This window comes from Streptomyces sp. NPDC001443 (assembly GCF_053597355.1).
The window spans coordinates 137,782-153,904 of sequence record NZ_JBSFIA010000009.1 but is presented as its reverse complement, the minus strand read 5'-3'; the positions used below and the strand labels follow the sequence as shown (position 1 = coordinate 153,904).

The 16,123-nt window shown below is 72.0% G+C and carries 15 protein-coding genes; 9 read left to right on the top strand and 6 right to left on the bottom strand.

From position 1 onward, the window contains the following. Position 1: 1 nt before the first annotated feature. Both ACWC24_RS13190 and ACWC24_RS13185 read right to left on the bottom strand, forming a co-directional pair. Positions 2–1,099, bottom strand: a complete 1,098-nt coding sequence (locus ACWC24_RS13190) for an ABC transporter substrate-binding protein (RefSeq protein ID WP_450662893.1) — start codon at positions 1,097–1,099, stop codon at positions 2–4. A gap of 146 nt (positions 1,100–1,245) precedes the next feature. Further along, a complete protein-coding gene (locus ACWC24_RS13185; RefSeq protein ID WP_450662892.1) occupies positions 1,246–2,259 on the bottom strand; it encodes a LacI family DNA-binding transcriptional regulator in 1,014 nt (337 codons plus the stop codon). Between the two features lie 158 nt (positions 2,260–2,417). On the opposite strand from ACWC24_RS13185, the gene ACWC24_RS13180 reads away from it, so the two are divergent. The 3 genes from ACWC24_RS13180 (at position 2,418) to ACWC24_RS13170 (ending at position 8,292) form a co-directional block, all read left to right on the top strand. After that, complete coding sequence (locus ACWC24_RS13180; RefSeq protein ID WP_450662891.1) at positions 2,418–5,021, top strand: PA14 domain-containing protein; 2,604 nt, start codon at positions 2,418–2,420, stop codon at positions 5,019–5,021. 248 nt (positions 5,022–5,269) lie between these two features. Further along, a complete protein-coding gene (locus ACWC24_RS13175; RefSeq protein ID WP_450662890.1) occupies positions 5,270–7,654 on the top strand; it encodes a beta-L-arabinofuranosidase domain-containing protein in 2,385 nt (794 codons plus the stop codon). 254 nt (positions 7,655–7,908) lie between these two features. Further along, positions 7,909–8,292 carry a hypothetical protein gene (locus tag ACWC24_RS13170; RefSeq protein ID WP_450662889.1) on the top strand — a complete coding sequence of 128 codons (384 nt, stop codon included), beginning with the start codon at positions 7,909–7,911 and terminating at the stop codon, positions 8,290–8,292. Between the two features lie 43 nt (positions 8,293–8,335). On the opposite strand, the gene ACWC24_RS13165 is transcribed toward ACWC24_RS13170, so the two are convergent. Next, a complete protein-coding gene (locus ACWC24_RS13165; RefSeq protein ID WP_450662888.1) occupies positions 8,336–8,941 on the bottom strand; it encodes a hypothetical protein in 606 nt (201 codons plus the stop codon). A gap of 712 nt (positions 8,942–9,653) precedes the next feature. Here ACWC24_RS13165 and ACWC24_RS13160 point away from each other — a divergent pair. The 4 genes from ACWC24_RS13160 to ACWC24_RS13145 all read left to right on the top strand — a co-directional run bounded on the left by ACWC24_RS13160 (position 9,654) and on the right by ACWC24_RS13145 (position 12,537). Continuing rightward, complete coding sequence (locus ACWC24_RS13160; RefSeq protein WP_450662948.1) at positions 9,654–9,938, top strand: SHOCT domain-containing protein; 285 nt, start codon at positions 9,654–9,656, stop codon at positions 9,936–9,938. 161 nt (positions 9,939–10,099) lie between these two features. Further along, positions 10,100–11,095, top strand: a complete 996-nt coding sequence (locus ACWC24_RS13155; protein WP_450662887.1) for an Acg family FMN-binding oxidoreductase — start codon at positions 10,100–10,102, stop codon at positions 11,093–11,095. A gap of 65 nt (positions 11,096–11,160) precedes the next feature. Then, the gene (locus ACWC24_RS13150; protein ID WP_450662886.1) at positions 11,161–11,448 is read left to right on the top strand and encodes a DUF1876 domain-containing protein; all 288 of its coding nucleotides are present in this window, start codon (positions 11,161–11,163) and stop codon (positions 11,446–11,448) included. A 114-nt stretch (positions 11,449–11,562) separates the two neighbouring features. After that, positions 11,563–12,537, top strand: coding sequence for a pyridoxamine 5'-phosphate oxidase family protein (locus ACWC24_RS13145; RefSeq protein WP_450662885.1), 975 nt, complete (start codon positions 11,563–11,565; stop codon positions 12,535–12,537). A gap of 46 nt (positions 12,538–12,583) precedes the next feature. Here ACWC24_RS13145 and ACWC24_RS13140 read toward each other — a convergent pair whose 3' ends face one another. Beyond that, the gene (locus ACWC24_RS13140) at positions 12,584–13,654 is read right to left on the bottom strand and encodes a zinc-dependent alcohol dehydrogenase family protein (protein WP_450662884.1); all 1,071 of its coding nucleotides are present in this window, start codon (positions 13,652–13,654) and stop codon (positions 12,584–12,586) included. 193 nt (positions 13,655–13,847) lie between these two features. On the opposite strand from ACWC24_RS13140, the gene ACWC24_RS13135 reads away from it, so the two are divergent. Together ACWC24_RS13135 and ACWC24_RS13130 are read left to right on the top strand one after the other, a co-directional pair. Beyond that, entirely contained in the window at positions 13,848–14,219 is a 372-nt protein-coding gene (locus ACWC24_RS13135) for a VOC family protein (RefSeq protein ID WP_450662883.1), read from the top strand. A 394-nt stretch (positions 14,220–14,613) separates the two neighbouring features. Then, positions 14,614–15,168 carry a L,D-transpeptidase family protein gene (locus ACWC24_RS13130; RefSeq protein WP_450662882.1) on the top strand — a complete coding sequence of 185 codons (555 nt, stop codon included), beginning with the start codon at positions 14,614–14,616 and terminating at the stop codon, positions 15,166–15,168. 25 nt (positions 15,169–15,193) lie between these two features. Here ACWC24_RS13130 and ACWC24_RS13125 read toward each other — a convergent pair whose 3' ends face one another. Together ACWC24_RS13125 and ACWC24_RS13120 are read right to left on the bottom strand one after the other, a co-directional pair. Next, entirely contained in the window at positions 15,194–15,652 is a 459-nt protein-coding gene (locus tag ACWC24_RS13125) for a Fur family transcriptional regulator (protein ID WP_450662881.1), read from the bottom strand. 83 nt (positions 15,653–15,735) lie between these two features. Further along, a complete protein-coding gene (locus ACWC24_RS13120) occupies positions 15,736–15,945 on the bottom strand; it encodes a DUF2180 family protein (protein ID WP_450662880.1) in 210 nt (69 codons plus the stop codon). Positions 15,946–16,123: the final 178 nt, after the last annotated feature.

Below are 16,123 nucleotides of genomic sequence, written 5' to 3'. Positions count from 1 at the left end.
GTCAGTAGGCCTTGCCGAGGTCCGTCTGGGCGTTGCCCTTGGCGTAGGAGCTGTCCTGGATGACGATGTCCTGGCCGACCTTCTGGCCCTGGGTGAAGGTGTCGAGGGTCTGGAAGGCGAGCGGGCCGAAGCGCGGGTTGGACTCGATGACGCCGTAGATCCAGCCGTCCACGATGGCCTGGACGGCGTTGCGGGTGCCGTCGATGGTGACGATCTTGACGTCGCCGGGCTTCTTGCCCGCGCCCTTGAGGGCGTTGACGGCGCCGAGGCCCATCTCGTCGTTCTCGGCGTAGATCCCGGTGATGCCGGGCTTGGACTGGATGAGGTTCTCGGTGACCGACTGGCCCTTCTCGCGGGCGAATTCACCGGTCTGCCGGAACACGATCTTCAGGCCCGGGGCCTTCTCCTTGATGCGGTCCTCGAAGCCCTTGGTGCGCTCGGTGGTGACGTTGTTGCCGGCCGCGCCGAGCAGGATGGCGATCTCGCCCTTGCCGCCGGTCGCCTCGATCATCTGGTCGGCGGCCCGCTGCCCCTGCTGGACGAAGTCGGAGCCGATGAAGCTCACGTAGTCCTTGCAGGCGGTGGCGTTGATCTTGCGGTCGATGGTCACGATCGGGATGTGCTTGGCGGCCGCGGCGCGCAGCACCGGCTCCCAGCCGTCGGAGTTCAGCGGTGCGATGACCAGCAGGTTCGCGCCCTTGGCGATGAGGTCCTGGACGTCGCTGATCTGCTTGGAGAACTGCGACTGCGCGTTGGCGGTGAGCAGTTTGATGCCGCGCTTCTGCGCCTCGGCCTTGATGGAGGCGGTCTCCGCGATCCGGAAGGGGTTGGCCTCCTTCTCGGACTGGGAGAAGCCGACGGTGGCGCCCTTGAGGTCGAGCTTGCTGCCGCCGTAGGCGTCGATGGCGCAGGTGGGTCCGGAGTCGGTGCTCGGTGAGGCGACCTGCTGCCCGGCGTCGTCCTGCGTGGCGCTGGAGGTGTTCTTGCCCGAGTCGTCCTCGGACTTGGTGCATGCGGTCACGAGCGCCAGGCTCGTCACGAGGCCTGCTGCGAGGAGGTGGCGTGCGAAGGCGGGACGGGCAACTGCGGTGGTCTTCATGGGAGTCCCCCAAACGGCGCGGCCCCGGGGCGTGAGAGCGCTCTCGGGGAGGCTGGCTCTTGCGGTCAACTCGGCGTGCTCGTCGTTCCGGTGAGGTTTTTACATCGTTGGAAGGAGGCTGTAAACCCCCTCCGTTCGAAATCCCGTCAGCGTCGCCCCAGCGTGCTCTCCCGCTCAACCAGCCTGAATTCCGCGGTCAGTTCGCGTCCACCGGGCACTTCGCGCCCGGACAGACTGCGCAGCAGCGAGGCGACGGCCATCCGGGCGATGGCCTGCTTGTCCGGCGAGACCGTGGTCAGGGTGACCGCCCCGAAACGGCCCTCGGCGAGGTCGTCGAAGCCCACCACCGCCACGTCCCACGGCACCCGCAGTCCCCGCTCGTGCAGCACCCGCATCGCCCCGATCGCGATCAGGTCGTTGTACGCGAAGACGGCGTCCGGACGCACGCCCGAGTCGAGCAGCTGGGCCATCGCCCGCGCCCCGTCGTCGCGGTCCCAGCCGCCGACCGGCACCACCAGGCTGTCCGGGGCCGGCACCCCGGCGACGCCCAGCTCCTCGCGCCAGCCGGCCAGCCGCAGGTGGGCGGGCCGGTTCGCGGAGTCGGTGCGCGCGCCCAGGTAGGCGATCCGGGTCCGGCCGCGGCCCAGCAGATGACGGACCGCGCACCGGGCGGCGGCCACGTTGTCGATCGCGATGTGGTCGTAGGGCAGGTCGTACACGCGCTCGCCGAGCAGCACCAGCGGCACGTCGTCGGACCGGCCCTGGAGGTCCTCGGCCTCCAGCTCCAGCGGGCTGAGGATCAGCCCGTCGATCACCCGGGCCGGCAGGCCCTGGCTGACCAGGATCTCCTGCTCGCGGTCGCCGCGCGTGTGGTCGAGCAGGACGGTGAACTCGTGCTCGGCGGCCGCGTCGATCACGGCCCCGGCCAGTTCCGCGAAGTACGGGTTGCCGAGCTCGGGAACGGCCAGCGCGATGATCCCCGTACGCCCCTTGCGCAGATGCCGAGCGGTCAGGTTGGGCCGGTAGCCGAGCTCGTCGATGGCCGACTGCACCCGGGCCCGCATCGCCGGGGTGACGTGCGGATAGTTGTTCACCACGTTGGACACCGTCTTGATCGAAACGCCCGCGCGTTCCGCCACGTCCTTCAGGCTGACCCGCAAGGGATCTCCTCAGCGTCGATGGGCGCCGCGTCCTCGGAGCCCGTGCTGTGCCCCTGGACAGCGGCCGGGAGCCGTGCTCTCATGCCAACTGCCGTTCCTTCCAACGTTGTACAGACTGAAGCAACGAGCCGCCACCCTTCCTCAGCCAAGGAGGATCAGTGCGCACCAAACCCCTCAGGCAACGCCTCGCCCTGCTGCTCGCCGCAGCGCTGGGCGCCGCGGGACTCGCCGCGACACCCGTCGCGCACGCGGCCGACGACCCCGTCGAGGTCCATGGCCTCAAGGGCGAGTACTACACCCAGTCCGCCCCCGGCGCCTTCGACTTCCACCAGCTCAAGGCGACCGGGCTGGACCCGAACCTCGACTTCGACAACCTGGAGCCGCGCCTCGGTTTCGCCACCGGACAGTCGGACGACGTCAGCGTCCGCTGGACCGGCGAAATCGTGCCGGAGAAGACCGGCCCCACCACCTTCTCGATCATCGGCGACAACGGCTTCCGCCTCTGGGTCGGCGACACCCTGGTCATCGACCACTGGGTCGACGACTGGGACCGCGAACAGACCGGCTCGCCCGTCGAGTTGACCGCGGGCAAGGCCTACGACATCAAGGTCGAGTACTTCGAGCACTACGGGGGCTCCAACCTCCATCTGCGCTGGACCCCGCCCGGTGGCACCAAGACCGCCGTCCCGTCGTCCGCGCTGCGGCTGCCCGCCGGCTACGACTACGACGGCGCCACCGCCACCGCTGTCCGCGCGGACGGCCGCACCCTGCGGCTCGACTTCGCGCAGCCCCTCGCCGCTCCCCCGGCGGACCTCACCGACCACATCGACGCCGTGATCGGCGGCGCGACCTGGCCGCTCGGCGCGGCCCGGCTCGACCCCGCCGACCCCAGGACGCTCCTGGTCACGCTGGAACAGCCCGTCGTCGGCAACAAGGACGGCACCGCCTCCGGCCTCGCCGACGTCCGCTACGACGGCGCGGGCGGCCTGGCCGGAAAGGACGGCAACGTTGTCAAGTCTTTCTGGAGCAGCGGTGCCAACCGGTCCACGTACGAACTGCGCACGAAGTGGGCCGACGAGGTCTCCGCGCGCAACGCCCATCCCGAGTACCCGCGCCCGCAGTTGACCCGCAGCGCCTGGCAGAACCTCAACGGCTCCTGGCAGTTCGCCACCGCGCAGGCCGGGGAGCAGCCGCCGGTCGGCAGGAATCTCGGTGAGAAGATCCTCGTCCCCTACCCCGTCGAGTCACAGCTGTCCGGCCTCGAACGGCACGAGGACCGCATGTGGTACCGGCGCACCTTCACCGTCCCGGCCGGCTGGAAGATCGGCTCCGGCAAGCGTCTCCAGCTGAACTTCGGCGCGGTCGACTGGCAGGCCGAGGTGTACGTCAACGGCCACAAGGTCGCCGAACACCAGGGCGGCTACGACAAGTTCGGCGCCGACATCACCGACGCCCTCAAGCCGGGCCGCACCCAGGAGCTGATCGTCGGCGTCTACGACCCGACGGACGCGGCCGACGGCGAGAACCCGCCGGTGGGCAAGCAGCGCCTGGACCCGAGCGGCATCTGGTACACCCCGTCGTCCGGCATCTGGCAGACCGTGTGGCTGGAGCCGGTCGCCGCCGACCACGTCGACACGCTCAAGCTCATCCCGGACGTGGCCGCGGGCACCCTGACGATCGAACCGCAGGGGGTGCGCGCCGGACTGCCGGTCACCGCCACCGCGTACGCCGGGAAGCGCCGCGTCGCCACGGTCATCGGCCGCAGCGGCAAGGCGCTCACCCTGCGGATCCCGAAGGCCCACCTGTGGTCGCCGGACGACCCCTTCCTGTACGACCTGAAGGTGAGCGTCGGGCACGACCGCGTCGGCAGCTACTTCGGGATGCGCTCGATCACGGTGGAGAAGGTGAACGGCGTGCCGCGCACCGTGCTCAACGGGCAGCCGGTCTTCATGATGGCCACGCTCGACCAGGGCTTCTGGCCGGACGGTCTCTACACCGCGCCGACCGACAGCGCCCTCGCCTACGACCTGAAGATGCACAAGAAGATGGGCTTCAACTCCGTACGCAAGCACATCAAGGTGGAACCCGACCGCTGGTTCTACTGGGCCGACCGGCTGGGCCTGATGGTCTGGCAGGACATGCCCGCGATGACGGCCGGGGTGAACCCGTCGACCGCCGCCCGCGCCGAGTACGAGCGCGAGATGAAGCAGATGATCGACGAGCACATCAGCAGCCCGTCGGTCGTCATGTGGGTCACCTTCAACGAGGGTTGGGGCCAGTACGACATGGCCCGCATCGCCGACCAGGCCAAGGCCTGGGACCCGACCCGACTGGTCAACAGCATGTCGGGCATCAACCTCGGGGCCGACGGAGGCACCGGCGACATCATCGACGAGCACGGCTACCCCAGCCCCGCGCTGCCGCCCCATCCGGACGGCCGGCGCGCCCTGGTCAGCGGCGAGTACGGCGGCCTGGGGCTCGCGGTACCCGGTCACGCCTGGTCGGTCCAGCAGTCGTACGTCGACGTCGACCCCTCGACCTACACGGACGACTACCTCCAGAAGCTGGCCGAGGTGCACGCGCTGGCCTGCCGGGGCGGCAACGGCGCCGTCTACACCCAGATATCGGACGTCGAGGGCGAGCTCAACGGCCTGCTGACGTACGACCGCAAGGTGGTCAAACCCGATGTCGAGCGGCTCGGCGCGGCCCAGCGGGCGCTGATCGCCGACGCCTCGCGGGCGACGCCCGCCGGCTGCGCCTGACCCGGTGACGGCTCTCGGCGGACGCCTCCCCGCGACCCGCCGAGAGCCGTGCCGGTCCCCGTACGGGTGCGGTCCGCCCGCCGCTCACGGGCGGCGGACGGACCGCGCCACCGCCCGGCCCGTGGGCCCGGCGGTCTCACGGCCCGGCAGTCCAGCAGTCCGGCGATCCGCCGGGCCGGGAGGCGGCCTCAGCCGACTCTCCCCGTTCGCCCCTCCCTCCACCCCCCACTCCCGACTGGAGAAGTCGTATGGCCATCGCCCGGCGACAGTTATTGCAGACCGGAGGCCTCACCGTCGGCGCCCTGGCCGTCGGCGCCCTGCTTCCGGCGGCGCCCGCGGTCGCGGCGGCCGGTCTCGCCCCGGACGCCTTCACCCGGCTGCCGCCCGGCAGCATCAGCGCCCGCGGCTGGCTCGCCGGCCAACTACGCCTGCAACTGGCCGGACTGTGCGGCCGCTACGCCGAACGCTCCCACTTCCTCGACCTGTCCACCAGCGGCTGGGCCCACCCCGAGCGCGACGGCTGGGAGGAACTCCCCTACTGGCTGCGCGGCTACGTCCCCCTCGCCATCGCCACCCGCGACTCCACCGCCCTCGCCACGGCCCGCCGCTGGATCGACGCCGTCCTCACCACCCAGCAGAGCGACGGTTTCTTCGGCCCGCGCGCCCTGCGCACCGCGCTGAACGGCGGCCCCGACTTCTGGCCCTTCCTGCCCCTGCTCCAGGCGCTGCGCACCTACGAGGAGTACGCGCACGACACCCGGATCGTGCCCTTCGTCGGCCGGTTCCTGCGCTTCATGAACGCCCAGGGATCCGGCGCGTTCGACTCGAGCTGGGTGTCCCTGCGCTGGGGCGACGGGATGGACATCGCGCTGTGGCTGTACCGCCGCACCGGTGAGGCCCATCTCCTCGACCTCGTCGACAAGATGCACGCCTGGGGCGCCGACTGGACCGGTCCGCTGCCCAGCGCGCACAACGTCAACATCGCCCAGGGCTTCCGGGAGCCCGCCCAGTACGCCCAGCGTTCCGGCTCCGCCGACCTGACCCGGGCGGCGTACCGCACGTACGACCAAGTCCTGGGCGGCTACGGACAGTTCCCGGGCGGCGGATTCGCGGGCGACGAGAACATCAGGCCGGGATTCGGCGACCCGCGGCAGGGCTTCGAGACCTGCGGCATCGTCGAGTTCATGGCCAGCCACGAGCTGCTGACGCGGATCACCGGCGACCCGGTGTGGGCCGACCGCTGCGAGGAACTGGCGTTCAACCTGTTGCCCGCCTCCCTCGACCCCGACGGCAAGGGGGTGCACTACGTCACCAGCGCCAACTGCGTGGACCTGGACGACGTCCGCAAGACCGAGGGCCAGTTCCAGAACGGCTTCGCCATGCAGTCGTACCAGCCGGGCGTCGACCAGTACCGCTGCTGCCCGCACAACTACGGCATGGGATGGCCCTACTTCAGCGAGGAGCTGTGGCTGGCGACCCCGGACGGCGGGCTGGCCGCCGCGATGTACGCGCCCAGCAGCGTGACGGCGACCGTCGCGGGCACGGCGGTCACCGTCACCGAGGACACGGACTACCCGTTCGACGAGACCGTCACCCTGACCCTGTCCACCCCGCGTGCCGTCGCGTTCCCGCTGCTGCTGCGGGTACCGGGCTGGTGCGCGGCGCCCGTGCTGCGGGTCAACGGCGCGGCCGTCGCCGCCCAGGCCGGGCCCACGTTCGTACGCGTCGAGCGCACCTGGCGCGACGGCGACCGCGTCACCCTGACCCTGCCGCAGCGCACCACGATCCGTACCTGGTCCGCGAACCGCGACGCGGTGAGTGTCGCGCACGGCCCGCTGACCTACGCGCTGCGGATCGGGGAGCGGTACGACCGGTACGCGGGCGACGACACCTTCCCCGAGTACGCGGTCCACGCCACGACACCCTGGAACTACGGTCTGGTGCCCGGCACTTCACCCGTGCTGCACCGGGCGTCCGGGCCCCTCGCGGCCAACCCGTTCACGCTCGGGACCACTCCGCTGACGCTCACCGCCCAGGCTCGCCGGGTCCCCGAGTGGGTCGCCGACGACGAGCACGTGGTCGCCCCGCTGCAACAGAGCCCGGCCCGGGCCGCGGGGGCGGTGGAGCAGGTGACGCTCGTCCCGATGGGCGCGGCCAGGCTGCGGATCACCTCGTTCCCGACCGCCTCCCCGGACGGCCGTCCGTGGGTGCCGGAGCCGTCGTACCGGCGCATCCTCAACAAGCACAGCGGGAAGGTGCTCGGGGTCGACGGGATGTCCACGGCGAACAGCGCGCGGGTGGTGCAGTTCGACGACAACGGCACGGGGGACCACGCCTGGCAGTTGATCGACAAGGGCGAGGGCTGGTGCCTGGTGCGCAACGGCCAGAGCGGCAAGGTGCTCGGCGTCGACGGCATGTCGACCCAGAACAGCGCCCAGGTCGTGCAGTACGAGGACAACGGCACCGACGACCACCTGTGGACCCTGGTGGACCGGGGCGACGGCTGGTTCCTCGTGCGCAACCGGCACAGCGGCAAGGTCCTCGGCGTCGACGGCATGTCGACCCAGAACAGCGCCCAGGTCGTGCAGTTCGACGACAACGGCACCGACGACCACCTGTGGCGGCTGCTCTGAACGGACGGCGTCCTGTTCTCCTCCCGTCGGTGGAGAACAGGACGCCGTAGGCTCCCGGTCGGCGACATCCCCGCGATCGGCGCCGGTGTGCGGGTCGGTCGGTGGAACACGATGCCCCCTGTCACCGGTGATGCGCGTGGGTTGATCCGCATGCAGACTGGCCGTAGAGGTCCGACAGTGCTGCGACGGCGCGGACCCGGTCCGCGCCACCGGAGCGAAGAGGTCGCCACGACCTCGAGACGCCGGAGGTGTCCATGTCCCGTCCATCGATCTCCCGCCGGGTCAAGCTCGCCCTGGCGACCGGTACCGCCCTGCTGCTCGCCTGGGCCGTGCCCACCGCTGCCTGGCCCGCCTCAGGCGATGTACAGGTCGTACTCGGCCAGCCCGGGGAGGATTCCATCCTGCTCGCCCCGCGACTGGTCGTGAACAACCCCCAGGACGGCCACTGTTACACCGTCCTCGAGCTGTTCCCCAACGCTCCCGAGGGCAATTACTTCCGTTCGGTGGGCAATTACACCATCAGGCCCGTCTCCGTGTACGAGAGCGGCAACTGCACCGGGACTCCGTACGGCGGGTCGGCCCTGTCGTACGCCATAGGTGTGTCCGGCGCCCCGCTCCACTCCTTCAGGGTCGGCTGAGTTCCTCCGCAGGACGTCCGGACACGACTCCCGCATCCCCGGGTCACGGTCGCAGGCCCGCGTGCCTGAGCGTGACCTCGGACAGGGCGGTGATGACCTCCTGGTCGCCGCGGCGCCAGGCGTCCGCGAGACCGCCGGGCGGTGCGGGGATCGCGGCGAGCGCACGCTGCGGCCCGGTGAGGGCGCGCAGGGCGAGCAGGTCCGCGCCGCCCGGCGCGTCGAGCAGCCGGCGGGTGGTGGCGCTGCGCCTGATCCAGTGCAGCCGCGGCGGGAGCCACAGCACCAGGACGAACGCCACCGGAAGAACGATCAGGGCGACCGCGGTCAGTGTGGCGACCTGGCCCACGGTGTCCTGCAACGACCGGCCGGCGTCGGACAGGCCGTTGCCGGCGTCGGCGGCGGCCAGCAGCGGCTGTTTCAGGGAGTCCCCGACGAACGGCACCTTCGCGGCCGCGTCACCGGCGTCGTTGAGACCGCCCGCGAGGGCGTCGCCCGCGTCCTGTGCCTTCTGGCCGGGCTCCGCCAGCAACATGATCACGTGCCGGACGGCCAGGGCGAACCACACCGCGGCCGTGATCAGGACCAGTGCGACGAGGTCCGCGAGCACCTGGCGGCTCCGGCGCACTGGGGTCTGGGCGTAAAGACGCATGCGTTTGCTCCTGTTCCGGCGGTGGCAGCGGGACGGGCCGGCTCCGGCGGGGCGGGCCGGGCGGCCTCGGGCGGTCGCGGTCGCGGTGACGGGATCGGGCCGGTGGCCCGGCCGTACGTGAGCCGAGCGGTGGATTCGGGGCACGGGTGTCCGCGTCCGCGAGCCGGGGCGGTCGAGCGGTCTTGCGTCGGATGCCGATGGATGGTCCCGGGGGTGGTCGGGAAGACTCCTCGGACCATGGTGGCATTCCGTCCCAGCGGCCGGAAGTACGGCGCCCGGGGCTGATCCGCGGCACGCGGGGTGGATGCCCGGCCGGTTCGGGCAGGCGCAGCGGCGACGAGCCGGGTGGCGCCGTGACTACGACGACGGGTGCGCCATGGTGTCGCCATGGTGTCTCCGTAGGGGAGCGTCCGTGGCGGTCGGAGGGGGACGCGGGGAGACACGACAGTGGCCGTGTCGCCGTACCCGCCCTGCGGGCGTGCCTCCGCTCCCGGCCGACGGCCGCCGTGACCCGGCCGTGGCCGGTGCCCGGACCGCCGGGTCCGCGGCGGGCTCCGACGGTCCCGGTCGCCTCGCGAGGCCGGGACCATCGGCCCGGCAGATCGTGTCCTGTGGCCCATGACGTGCGGCGACGGCGGGACGACAATGGAGGTGCGACGCCGGGAGGACGGGCGCGCGGCCCGGGTCCGGCGGTCGCCTGGAAGTGGGTGACGTGATGTTCTGGTACGGCCATGATCCCGGCGGCTGGGGCTGGTTCGGCATGTCGGTCGGCATGATCCTCTTCTGGGCCGCGCTCATCACCGTCGGCGTTCTGCTGTTCCGTGCCCTGTCCCGGCCGTCCGGCTCCGGGCCGACGGGCCATCTCCCCCCGTACCGGCCCGGTCCCGAGCAGCTGCTCGCCGAGCGGTTCGCCCGCGGGGAGATCGACGAGGACGAGTACCACCGCCGTCTGGACGTCCTGCGCGGCAGCGGCGGTACCCGGCTCGACAAGGCCTGATCCGGCGTCCGCGCGGGTGTCCGCCGAGGCGCCGGGCACCGCCGTCCGACGGTCGCGCGTGGCCCGGTCCCCGGTGCCATAGTGGGAAGAGCGCACAGGTGGAGGTGGCGGGAGTCGCCTCCTCGTGGACGAACGGTCGGCCCTGGAGGGAGGCGGGTCCGTTGTCGGTACGCACACTCGACGCGAAGGTCGTGACGGCCCTGGTCGCGGACGCGACGGCCGCGCCCTCCATGCACAACGCCCAGCCGTGGAGGTTCCGCTTCCGACGCGAGGACAGCGCCTTCGAGGTGTACGCGGACCTCGACCGCGCCATGCCGCACACCGACCCCACCACCCGCGCCCTGCACCTGGGCTGCGCCGCCGCCGTGTTCAATCTGCGCGTGGCCGCCGCGCACGCGGGCTGGGAGCCCGTCACCCGGCTGCTGCCCGATCCGGCGGACCCCAACCTGCTCGCCGAGGTACGGCTGACCGGCCCCACGGCCGCGGACAGCGACCTCGCCCCGCTGTATCCGGCGATCCGTCGCCGCCGCACCAGCCGTCACCCGTTCACCGACGAGGAGATACCCCAGGCCGTCAAGGACACCCTGAGCGGCGCCGCCGTGCTGGAGGGCGCCCAGCTCGTCTTCCCCGGGGCCTGGCACGTCCGGACGCTGCTGCGTCTGGTCCAGGACGCCGAGGGACGCGATGACAGGGACTCCGCCGCCGCCGAGGAACTGAGCCACTGGACCCGCGTGGGCGCACCGGCGGCCGGACAGCCGAGCGACGGGGTGCCGGAGGAAGCCTTCGGCCCGCGCAAGCGCTTCGGCCGGGCCCCCGTGCGTGACTTCGCCGGCCGGCACCCCGTGTCCGGCCGGGAGACCGCCGTGTTCGAGGAGACACCCCAGCTCGCCGTTCTGGGCACCCAGGACGACCGGCCGCAGGACTGGCTGGCCGCGGGCCAGGCGCTGGAGCGCGTACTGCTCCGGGCCACGCTCGACGGGCTCGCCACCTCGCTCACCTCCCATGCCCTCGAATGGCCCGAGCTGCGCTGGACCGTACGCGACCCGGAGTCGGCGATGGGCTACGTCCAGATGGTCCTGCGGCTCGGCTACGGCCCCTCGGGGCCCGGGACGCCCCGGCGCCCCGTGGACGAGGTGCTCGACATCGAGTGCGACTGACGGCACGGCACCGGCCTCCGTCTTATAAAGCTGCATCGAGCCGAATCGAGCCGAGGAGGAGAGCGATGTCGCATACATCGGAATGGAAGGTCCTTATTCGTCTGTACGAGGACGACGCGGGAACGACGAAGGCGGAGCTGCTGCTGGACACCGGCGCGGGCGAACTCACCGCTCTGGGGACCGCGCACTGCAATCCCGCGGACGAGGACGTGCCGCGGATCGGCGACGAGCTCGCCACGGGCCGGGGTCTGAGCGACCTGGCACGGCAGTTGCTGAAAGCCGCCGAGCAGGACATCCAGGACATCGGCACGCCCCGGCCGGAAGACCGGCAGATCGCCGGGTGGCCCGACTGACCGGCGGCGGGCACCGGCCCCGGAGCCGCGGGTGTCCGGGGTGATCAGCTCCTGCGCACCGCCGCCGCGCGCGGCACGTCGGAGACGGCACCACACTCAGGGAAAGGCGGCGTCATGAGGGCTCACGTCGGCGATCGGCTGGTCATCGACAACGTGACGACCGAGGGCACCAGACGCGACGGCGAGATCGTGGGAATCCACCACGACGACGGGACACCGCCCTACGACGTGTGCTGGTCGGACACGGGCGAGGTGACCCTGGTGTTCCCCGGGCCCGACGCGCACATCCGTCCGCTCGAACACGGGCAGCCCGCGAGCGTTCGGGACCCGCACCCGGCGGACGGGGACGTCACGACGGCCGGGGACGTCACGGCGGCCGGGGACGTCACGGCGGCCGGGGACGTCACGGCGGCCGGGTACGAGGCCGCGGCGCTGCGGGTTCCGCGCCCCGGTGACATCGGTCGACGCGTGATCGTCGAACGCAGGAGACGAGGGCTCAGCCGTGAGGAGACCGCCCGCCGGGCCCGGATGTCCCCCGCCTATCTGCGGTACCTGGAGGAACAGCCCGCCGACCCGGGAGTGGCCAGCCTCATCAGGCTCGCCGACGCACTGGGCACCACGGTGGCCTCCCTGCGCGGAGCCGACGCGGAGCTGCCACCCGGCCAGGGCCACGCCCTGCTCCATCCTCGGCTGCGGGACCTCGACACGGAGGAATGCCGTGCCTTGCTCTCCACCCACGGCGTGGGGCGCATCGCGGTGTCGGCACCCGACGGCCGCCCCGCGGTCGTCCCGGTCAACTACGCGGTCGTCGACGACGCGATCGTCTTCCGGACCGCGCCGCACTCCACTCCCGCGGCGGCCGTCGGGGCGGAGGTCGCCTTCGAGGTCGACCACATGGACGAGGCCCTGAGCAAGGGCTGGAGCGTCCTCGCCGTCGGTCCCGCGAGCGCCGTGACGGCCCCCGACGCGGTGCGCCGCCTCACCGAGCTGGCCCCCAGCACGCCGTGGGCGGGCGGCGTACGCGAGATGTGGGTGTCGATCCGGCCCGAACGCCTGACGGGCCGCCGTATCACCGCGGCCCCCGGATGACGGATACCGGGCGCCGCCCGCCGGGCCCCACTTCTGTTCGGAGCTCTCAGGCCGCCCGCACGGCGACCTCGTCGTGCGACGGCTCCCCGAGGATCACCTTGAGGGCGCCGGTGTCCGTGGCGCGGGCGAAGACGTCGTACGCCTCCTCCATCCGGTCCGGCGGGAAGGTGTGAGTCACCAGCTGTGCCGTGGGCAGCCGGCCGGCGGCCGTCATGCTCAGCAGGGTGGGTGTGGAGTGGGTGTCCACCAGGCCGGTGGTGATGGTGACGTTCTTGCTCCACAGCTCTTCGAGGTGCAGCACGGCGGGTTCGCCGTGGACCCCGATGTTGGCCACCCGGCCGCCGGGCCGCACCATGCGCGTGCACAGCTCGAAGCTCTCCGGTACGCCGACCGCCTCGATGACCACGTCCGCGCCGAGTCCGTCGGTGAGGTCGGCGACCAGCTGCTCAGGAACCTCGCCCGCCTCGGCCACGGCGTCGGCTCCCAGCCGTCTGGCGGCCTGAAGTCGCGATGCGACCAGGTCGACGGCGATGATCCGCTCGGGGCCGAACAGACGTGCCGTGGCGATCGCCGCGAGGCCGATGGGACCGGCCCCGACGATGGCGACGGTGTCGCTCGGGCGGACGTGTCCTTTACGCACCCCGACCTCGTACGCGGTCGGGAAGATGTCCGCGAGCAGGACGGCGTCCTTGCTGTCGACCGCGCCGGGAAGGGCGTACACGGACAGGTCGGCGAAGGGGACGCGGACGTACTCGGCCTGGGTGCCGTCGATCAGGCGGCCGAGGATCCAGCCCCCGCCGCCCCGGCACTGGCCGTAGGCGCTCTCGCGGCAGTAGTGGCAGCGGCCGCAGGCGCTGATGCAGGAGACCAGTACGCGGTCGCCCGGACGGACGGTCCGCACATCGTCGCCCACCTCCACGATCTCGCCGACGGCCTCGTGCCCCAGGACCGTTCCGGGGCGTACCTCGGGCAGGTCGCCCTTGAGAATGTGCAGGTCGGTGCCGCAGATGGTGGTGGTGTCGACCCGCACGACGGCGTCGGTGGGCTCCTTGACCGCAGGGTCGGGGACATCCGACCAGGCGGACTGTCCCGGGCCGTGGAAGACGAAGCCTTTCATGGCGTCCCTCACCTTCCGTCGCTCGACTGACGAAAATGCCCCGCACAGCCATTCTGTCCGGCATTCGCCCGCTTCGTCACCCGTACGGTCGGCCGCTCGTACGGTCGGCCGCTCGTGCGGCCGCGGAGGAGCCGGAAGCCGAGGGGCAACAGCCCAAGGCACCCGCCGTCGACCGTCGGGCACAATCGGCGACATGCCTCTGTCGCTGCATCACATCGTCATCGACACCCATGATCTGCCCTCGTTGGCCCGGTTCTGGGCCGAGGTGCTGAACTGGCGGATCCTGTCCGAGCGCGAGCGGGAGGTGGTGATCGGGCCGGAGGAGGCCGGCCCGATGGGCATGTGCTTCATGCCGGTGACGGGTCGCAAGGTCGTCAAGAACCGGCTGCACCTGGATCTGACGTCCGCCGCCGAGGACCGGGAGGCCGAGATCGAGCGCATCCTCGCGCTCGGCGCCCGCCGGGTGGACATCGGGCAGCGGGGCGACGAGTCGTGGACCGTGCTGGCCGATCCGGAGGGCAACGAGTTCTGCGTGGTCCGCCCGAAGACGAGCCTGATCGCCTAGAGGTCCTGGCCCGAGTCCGACAACGACTCGTGCGGGTAACGGCTTTGCGGGATCGCGATTAGGCCGGTTGCCCCGGTGCGGATGCGCCTCGCCCTCGTCCCACCGCAGGATCCTGGACATGCGGACATCCCCTGGTACCCGGTCCCCGGTTCGACGGCGGCTGCGCGGCGGTGCGCGTCGGGCCATAGCCGCATCCGCGGCCCTCGCCTGCGGCGTCCTGCTCTGGGGAACCGCGGCCTGTGCCCCCACCGCCGAGCCCCCGGGCCCCGGCGGTGCACCGGCGAACAGCCTCCCGGCGGCGGGTTCGCCCCGACCGGCCCCGGGTTCACCCCGTCCGGCGGCGACTTCACCCCGTCCGGCCCCGGACCTGCGCCCCGAGGGCATCGGGGCGCGGATGTGGCGGCAGGTCCCGGCCGCCACCCGTCAACTGGTCGTCGTCTACGGCGACGACCGGGACTCGCCGGACGGCGTCGTCGCACTCTACGAGAAGCAGGGCACGGCCTGGGAGCAGACGGGCAGTTGGCCCGCCCACAACGGCAGGAAGGGCTGGACGGCGGACCATCACATGGACGACGAGCGCACTCCCGTCGGGGTGTTCACGCTGACCGACGCGGGAGGCGCGCGCCCGGACCCGGGCAGCCGGCTGCGGTACTGGTACGACGACCACGCGTACGCGTCCATGACGATCCAGACCGAGGCCCACGCCCATGACTTCGACTACGTGATCGCCGTCGACTACAACCGGCGCAAGGGCGTCCAGCCCTTCGACTGGGCCCGGCCCGACGGAGTGGAGCGGGGTGGCGGTATCTGGCTGCACCTCGACCACGGTGACGGCACGTCGGGGTGTGTCACCCTCCCCGAGTCGGGGATGCGGACACTGCTGAGCACCCTCGACCCCGAGAACCGTCCCGTCGTGGTGATGGGCGACCGGGAACGCCTCGAAAGCTGACACCCGCGGCTCCGGGAGCGGGTGGTCAGCCGGATACGGTTCCGGCCGCGCCCTCGGCGGACGCCGTCTGGCACTCCGCGCACCGCCCCCACCAGGTGATCTCGGCCTCGTCAACGGCGAAACCCCGCTCCTGCACCGGGGCGAGGCACGGAGCCGGGCCCACGGCGCAGTCGATGTCCTCGATGCGGCCGCAGCCGCGGCAGACGAGGTGATGGTGGTTGTCGCCGACCCGCAGCTCGTAGCGGGCGGGCGACCCCGCCGGTTCGATGCAGCGGACGAGCCGCGCACCGGCCAGGTCGTCCAGGACGTTGTAGAGGCCCTGGCGCGAGAGTCCGCCTCCCGACGACCCGGCTCCGCCGATCCTCGTCTCCAGGTCGGCCGCCGTGGAGTGCGGGTGGCCGCGCAGCGCGCTCAGGACGGCTCGCCGCTGTGCCGTGCTGCGCAGCCCCTTGCTCCTGAGCAGGTCGTCCGCCGACTGCTCCATGCCCGGCTCACACTCCTCGCATCCGTCGCGTCCCGTTCGTCACCGTACAACCCGTGCCGTGCCGGCCCGGCGGGCCGGGGCGGTCAGCGGGCGAGCTCGGCCGTGCGGCAGGTGGCGCAGACCAGGCGCCGTGCCGCGACGGGGCTGGTCCGCGGCACGACGCCGACGGGCCGCTGGACACCGGCGCCCACGATGCGGGCGTGATCACGGCAGACGAACAGGCCGCAGCCGGTGCAGGCGCCGATGCCGGCCGTCGTACCGCTGCCTTCCTGGGTGCAGTCGAAGCAGTGCATGGCGAACTCCGTCGGTCGTCGGCCCACGTGGGGTGAGTGGTTCGGGTGGCTGCCGCCGCTCGACGGCGGACCGGGGCGATCGCGCGGGCGCGCACAAGACATGCGGGGAACCGGAAGACATGCGGGGGAACCGGACACCGCCGCGGGACATGACCCGTCGGCCGTCCGGTGAGGACAG

What these genes read in the sequence shown, in the direction of transcription:
- ACWC24_RS13145 (WP_450662885.1), top strand. Translation starts at nt 11,563, where the DNA reads ATGAGGGCTCACGTCGGCGATCGGCTGGTCATCGACAACGTGACGACC.
- ACWC24_RS13190 (WP_450662893.1), bottom strand. Translation starts at nt 1,099, where the DNA reads ATGAAGACCACCGCAGTTGCCCGTCCCGCCTTCGCACGCCACCTCCTC.
- ACWC24_RS13175 (WP_450662890.1), top strand. Translation starts at nt 5,270, where the DNA reads ATGGCCATCGCCCGGCGACAGTTATTGCAGACCGGAGGCCTCACCGTC.
- ACWC24_RS13140 (WP_450662884.1), bottom strand. Translation starts at nt 13,654, where the DNA reads ATGAAAGGCTTCGTCTTCCACGGCCCGGGACAGTCCGCCTGGTCGGAT.
- ACWC24_RS13120 (WP_450662880.1), bottom strand. Translation starts at nt 15,945, where the DNA reads ATGCACTGCTTCGACTGCACCCAGGAAGGCAGCGGTACGACGGCCGGC.
- ACWC24_RS13130 (WP_450662882.1), top strand. Translation starts at nt 14,614, where the DNA reads ATGTGGCGGCAGGTCCCGGCCGCCACCCGTCAACTGGTCGTCGTCTAC.
- ACWC24_RS13135 (WP_450662883.1), top strand. Translation starts at nt 13,848, where the DNA reads ATGCCTCTGTCGCTGCATCACATCGTCATCGACACCCATGATCTGCCC.
- ACWC24_RS13170 (WP_450662889.1), top strand. Translation starts at nt 7,909, where the DNA reads ATGTCCCGTCCATCGATCTCCCGCCGGGTCAAGCTCGCCCTGGCGACC.
- ACWC24_RS13125 (WP_450662881.1), bottom strand. Translation starts at nt 15,652, where the DNA reads ATGGAGCAGTCGGCGGACGACCTGCTCAGGAGCAAGGGGCTGCGCAGC.
- ACWC24_RS13150 (WP_450662886.1), top strand. Translation starts at nt 11,161, where the DNA reads ATGTCGCATACATCGGAATGGAAGGTCCTTATTCGTCTGTACGAGGAC.
- ACWC24_RS13165 (WP_450662888.1), bottom strand. Translation starts at nt 8,941, where the DNA reads ATGCGTCTTTACGCCCAGACCCCAGTGCGCCGGAGCCGCCAGGTGCTC.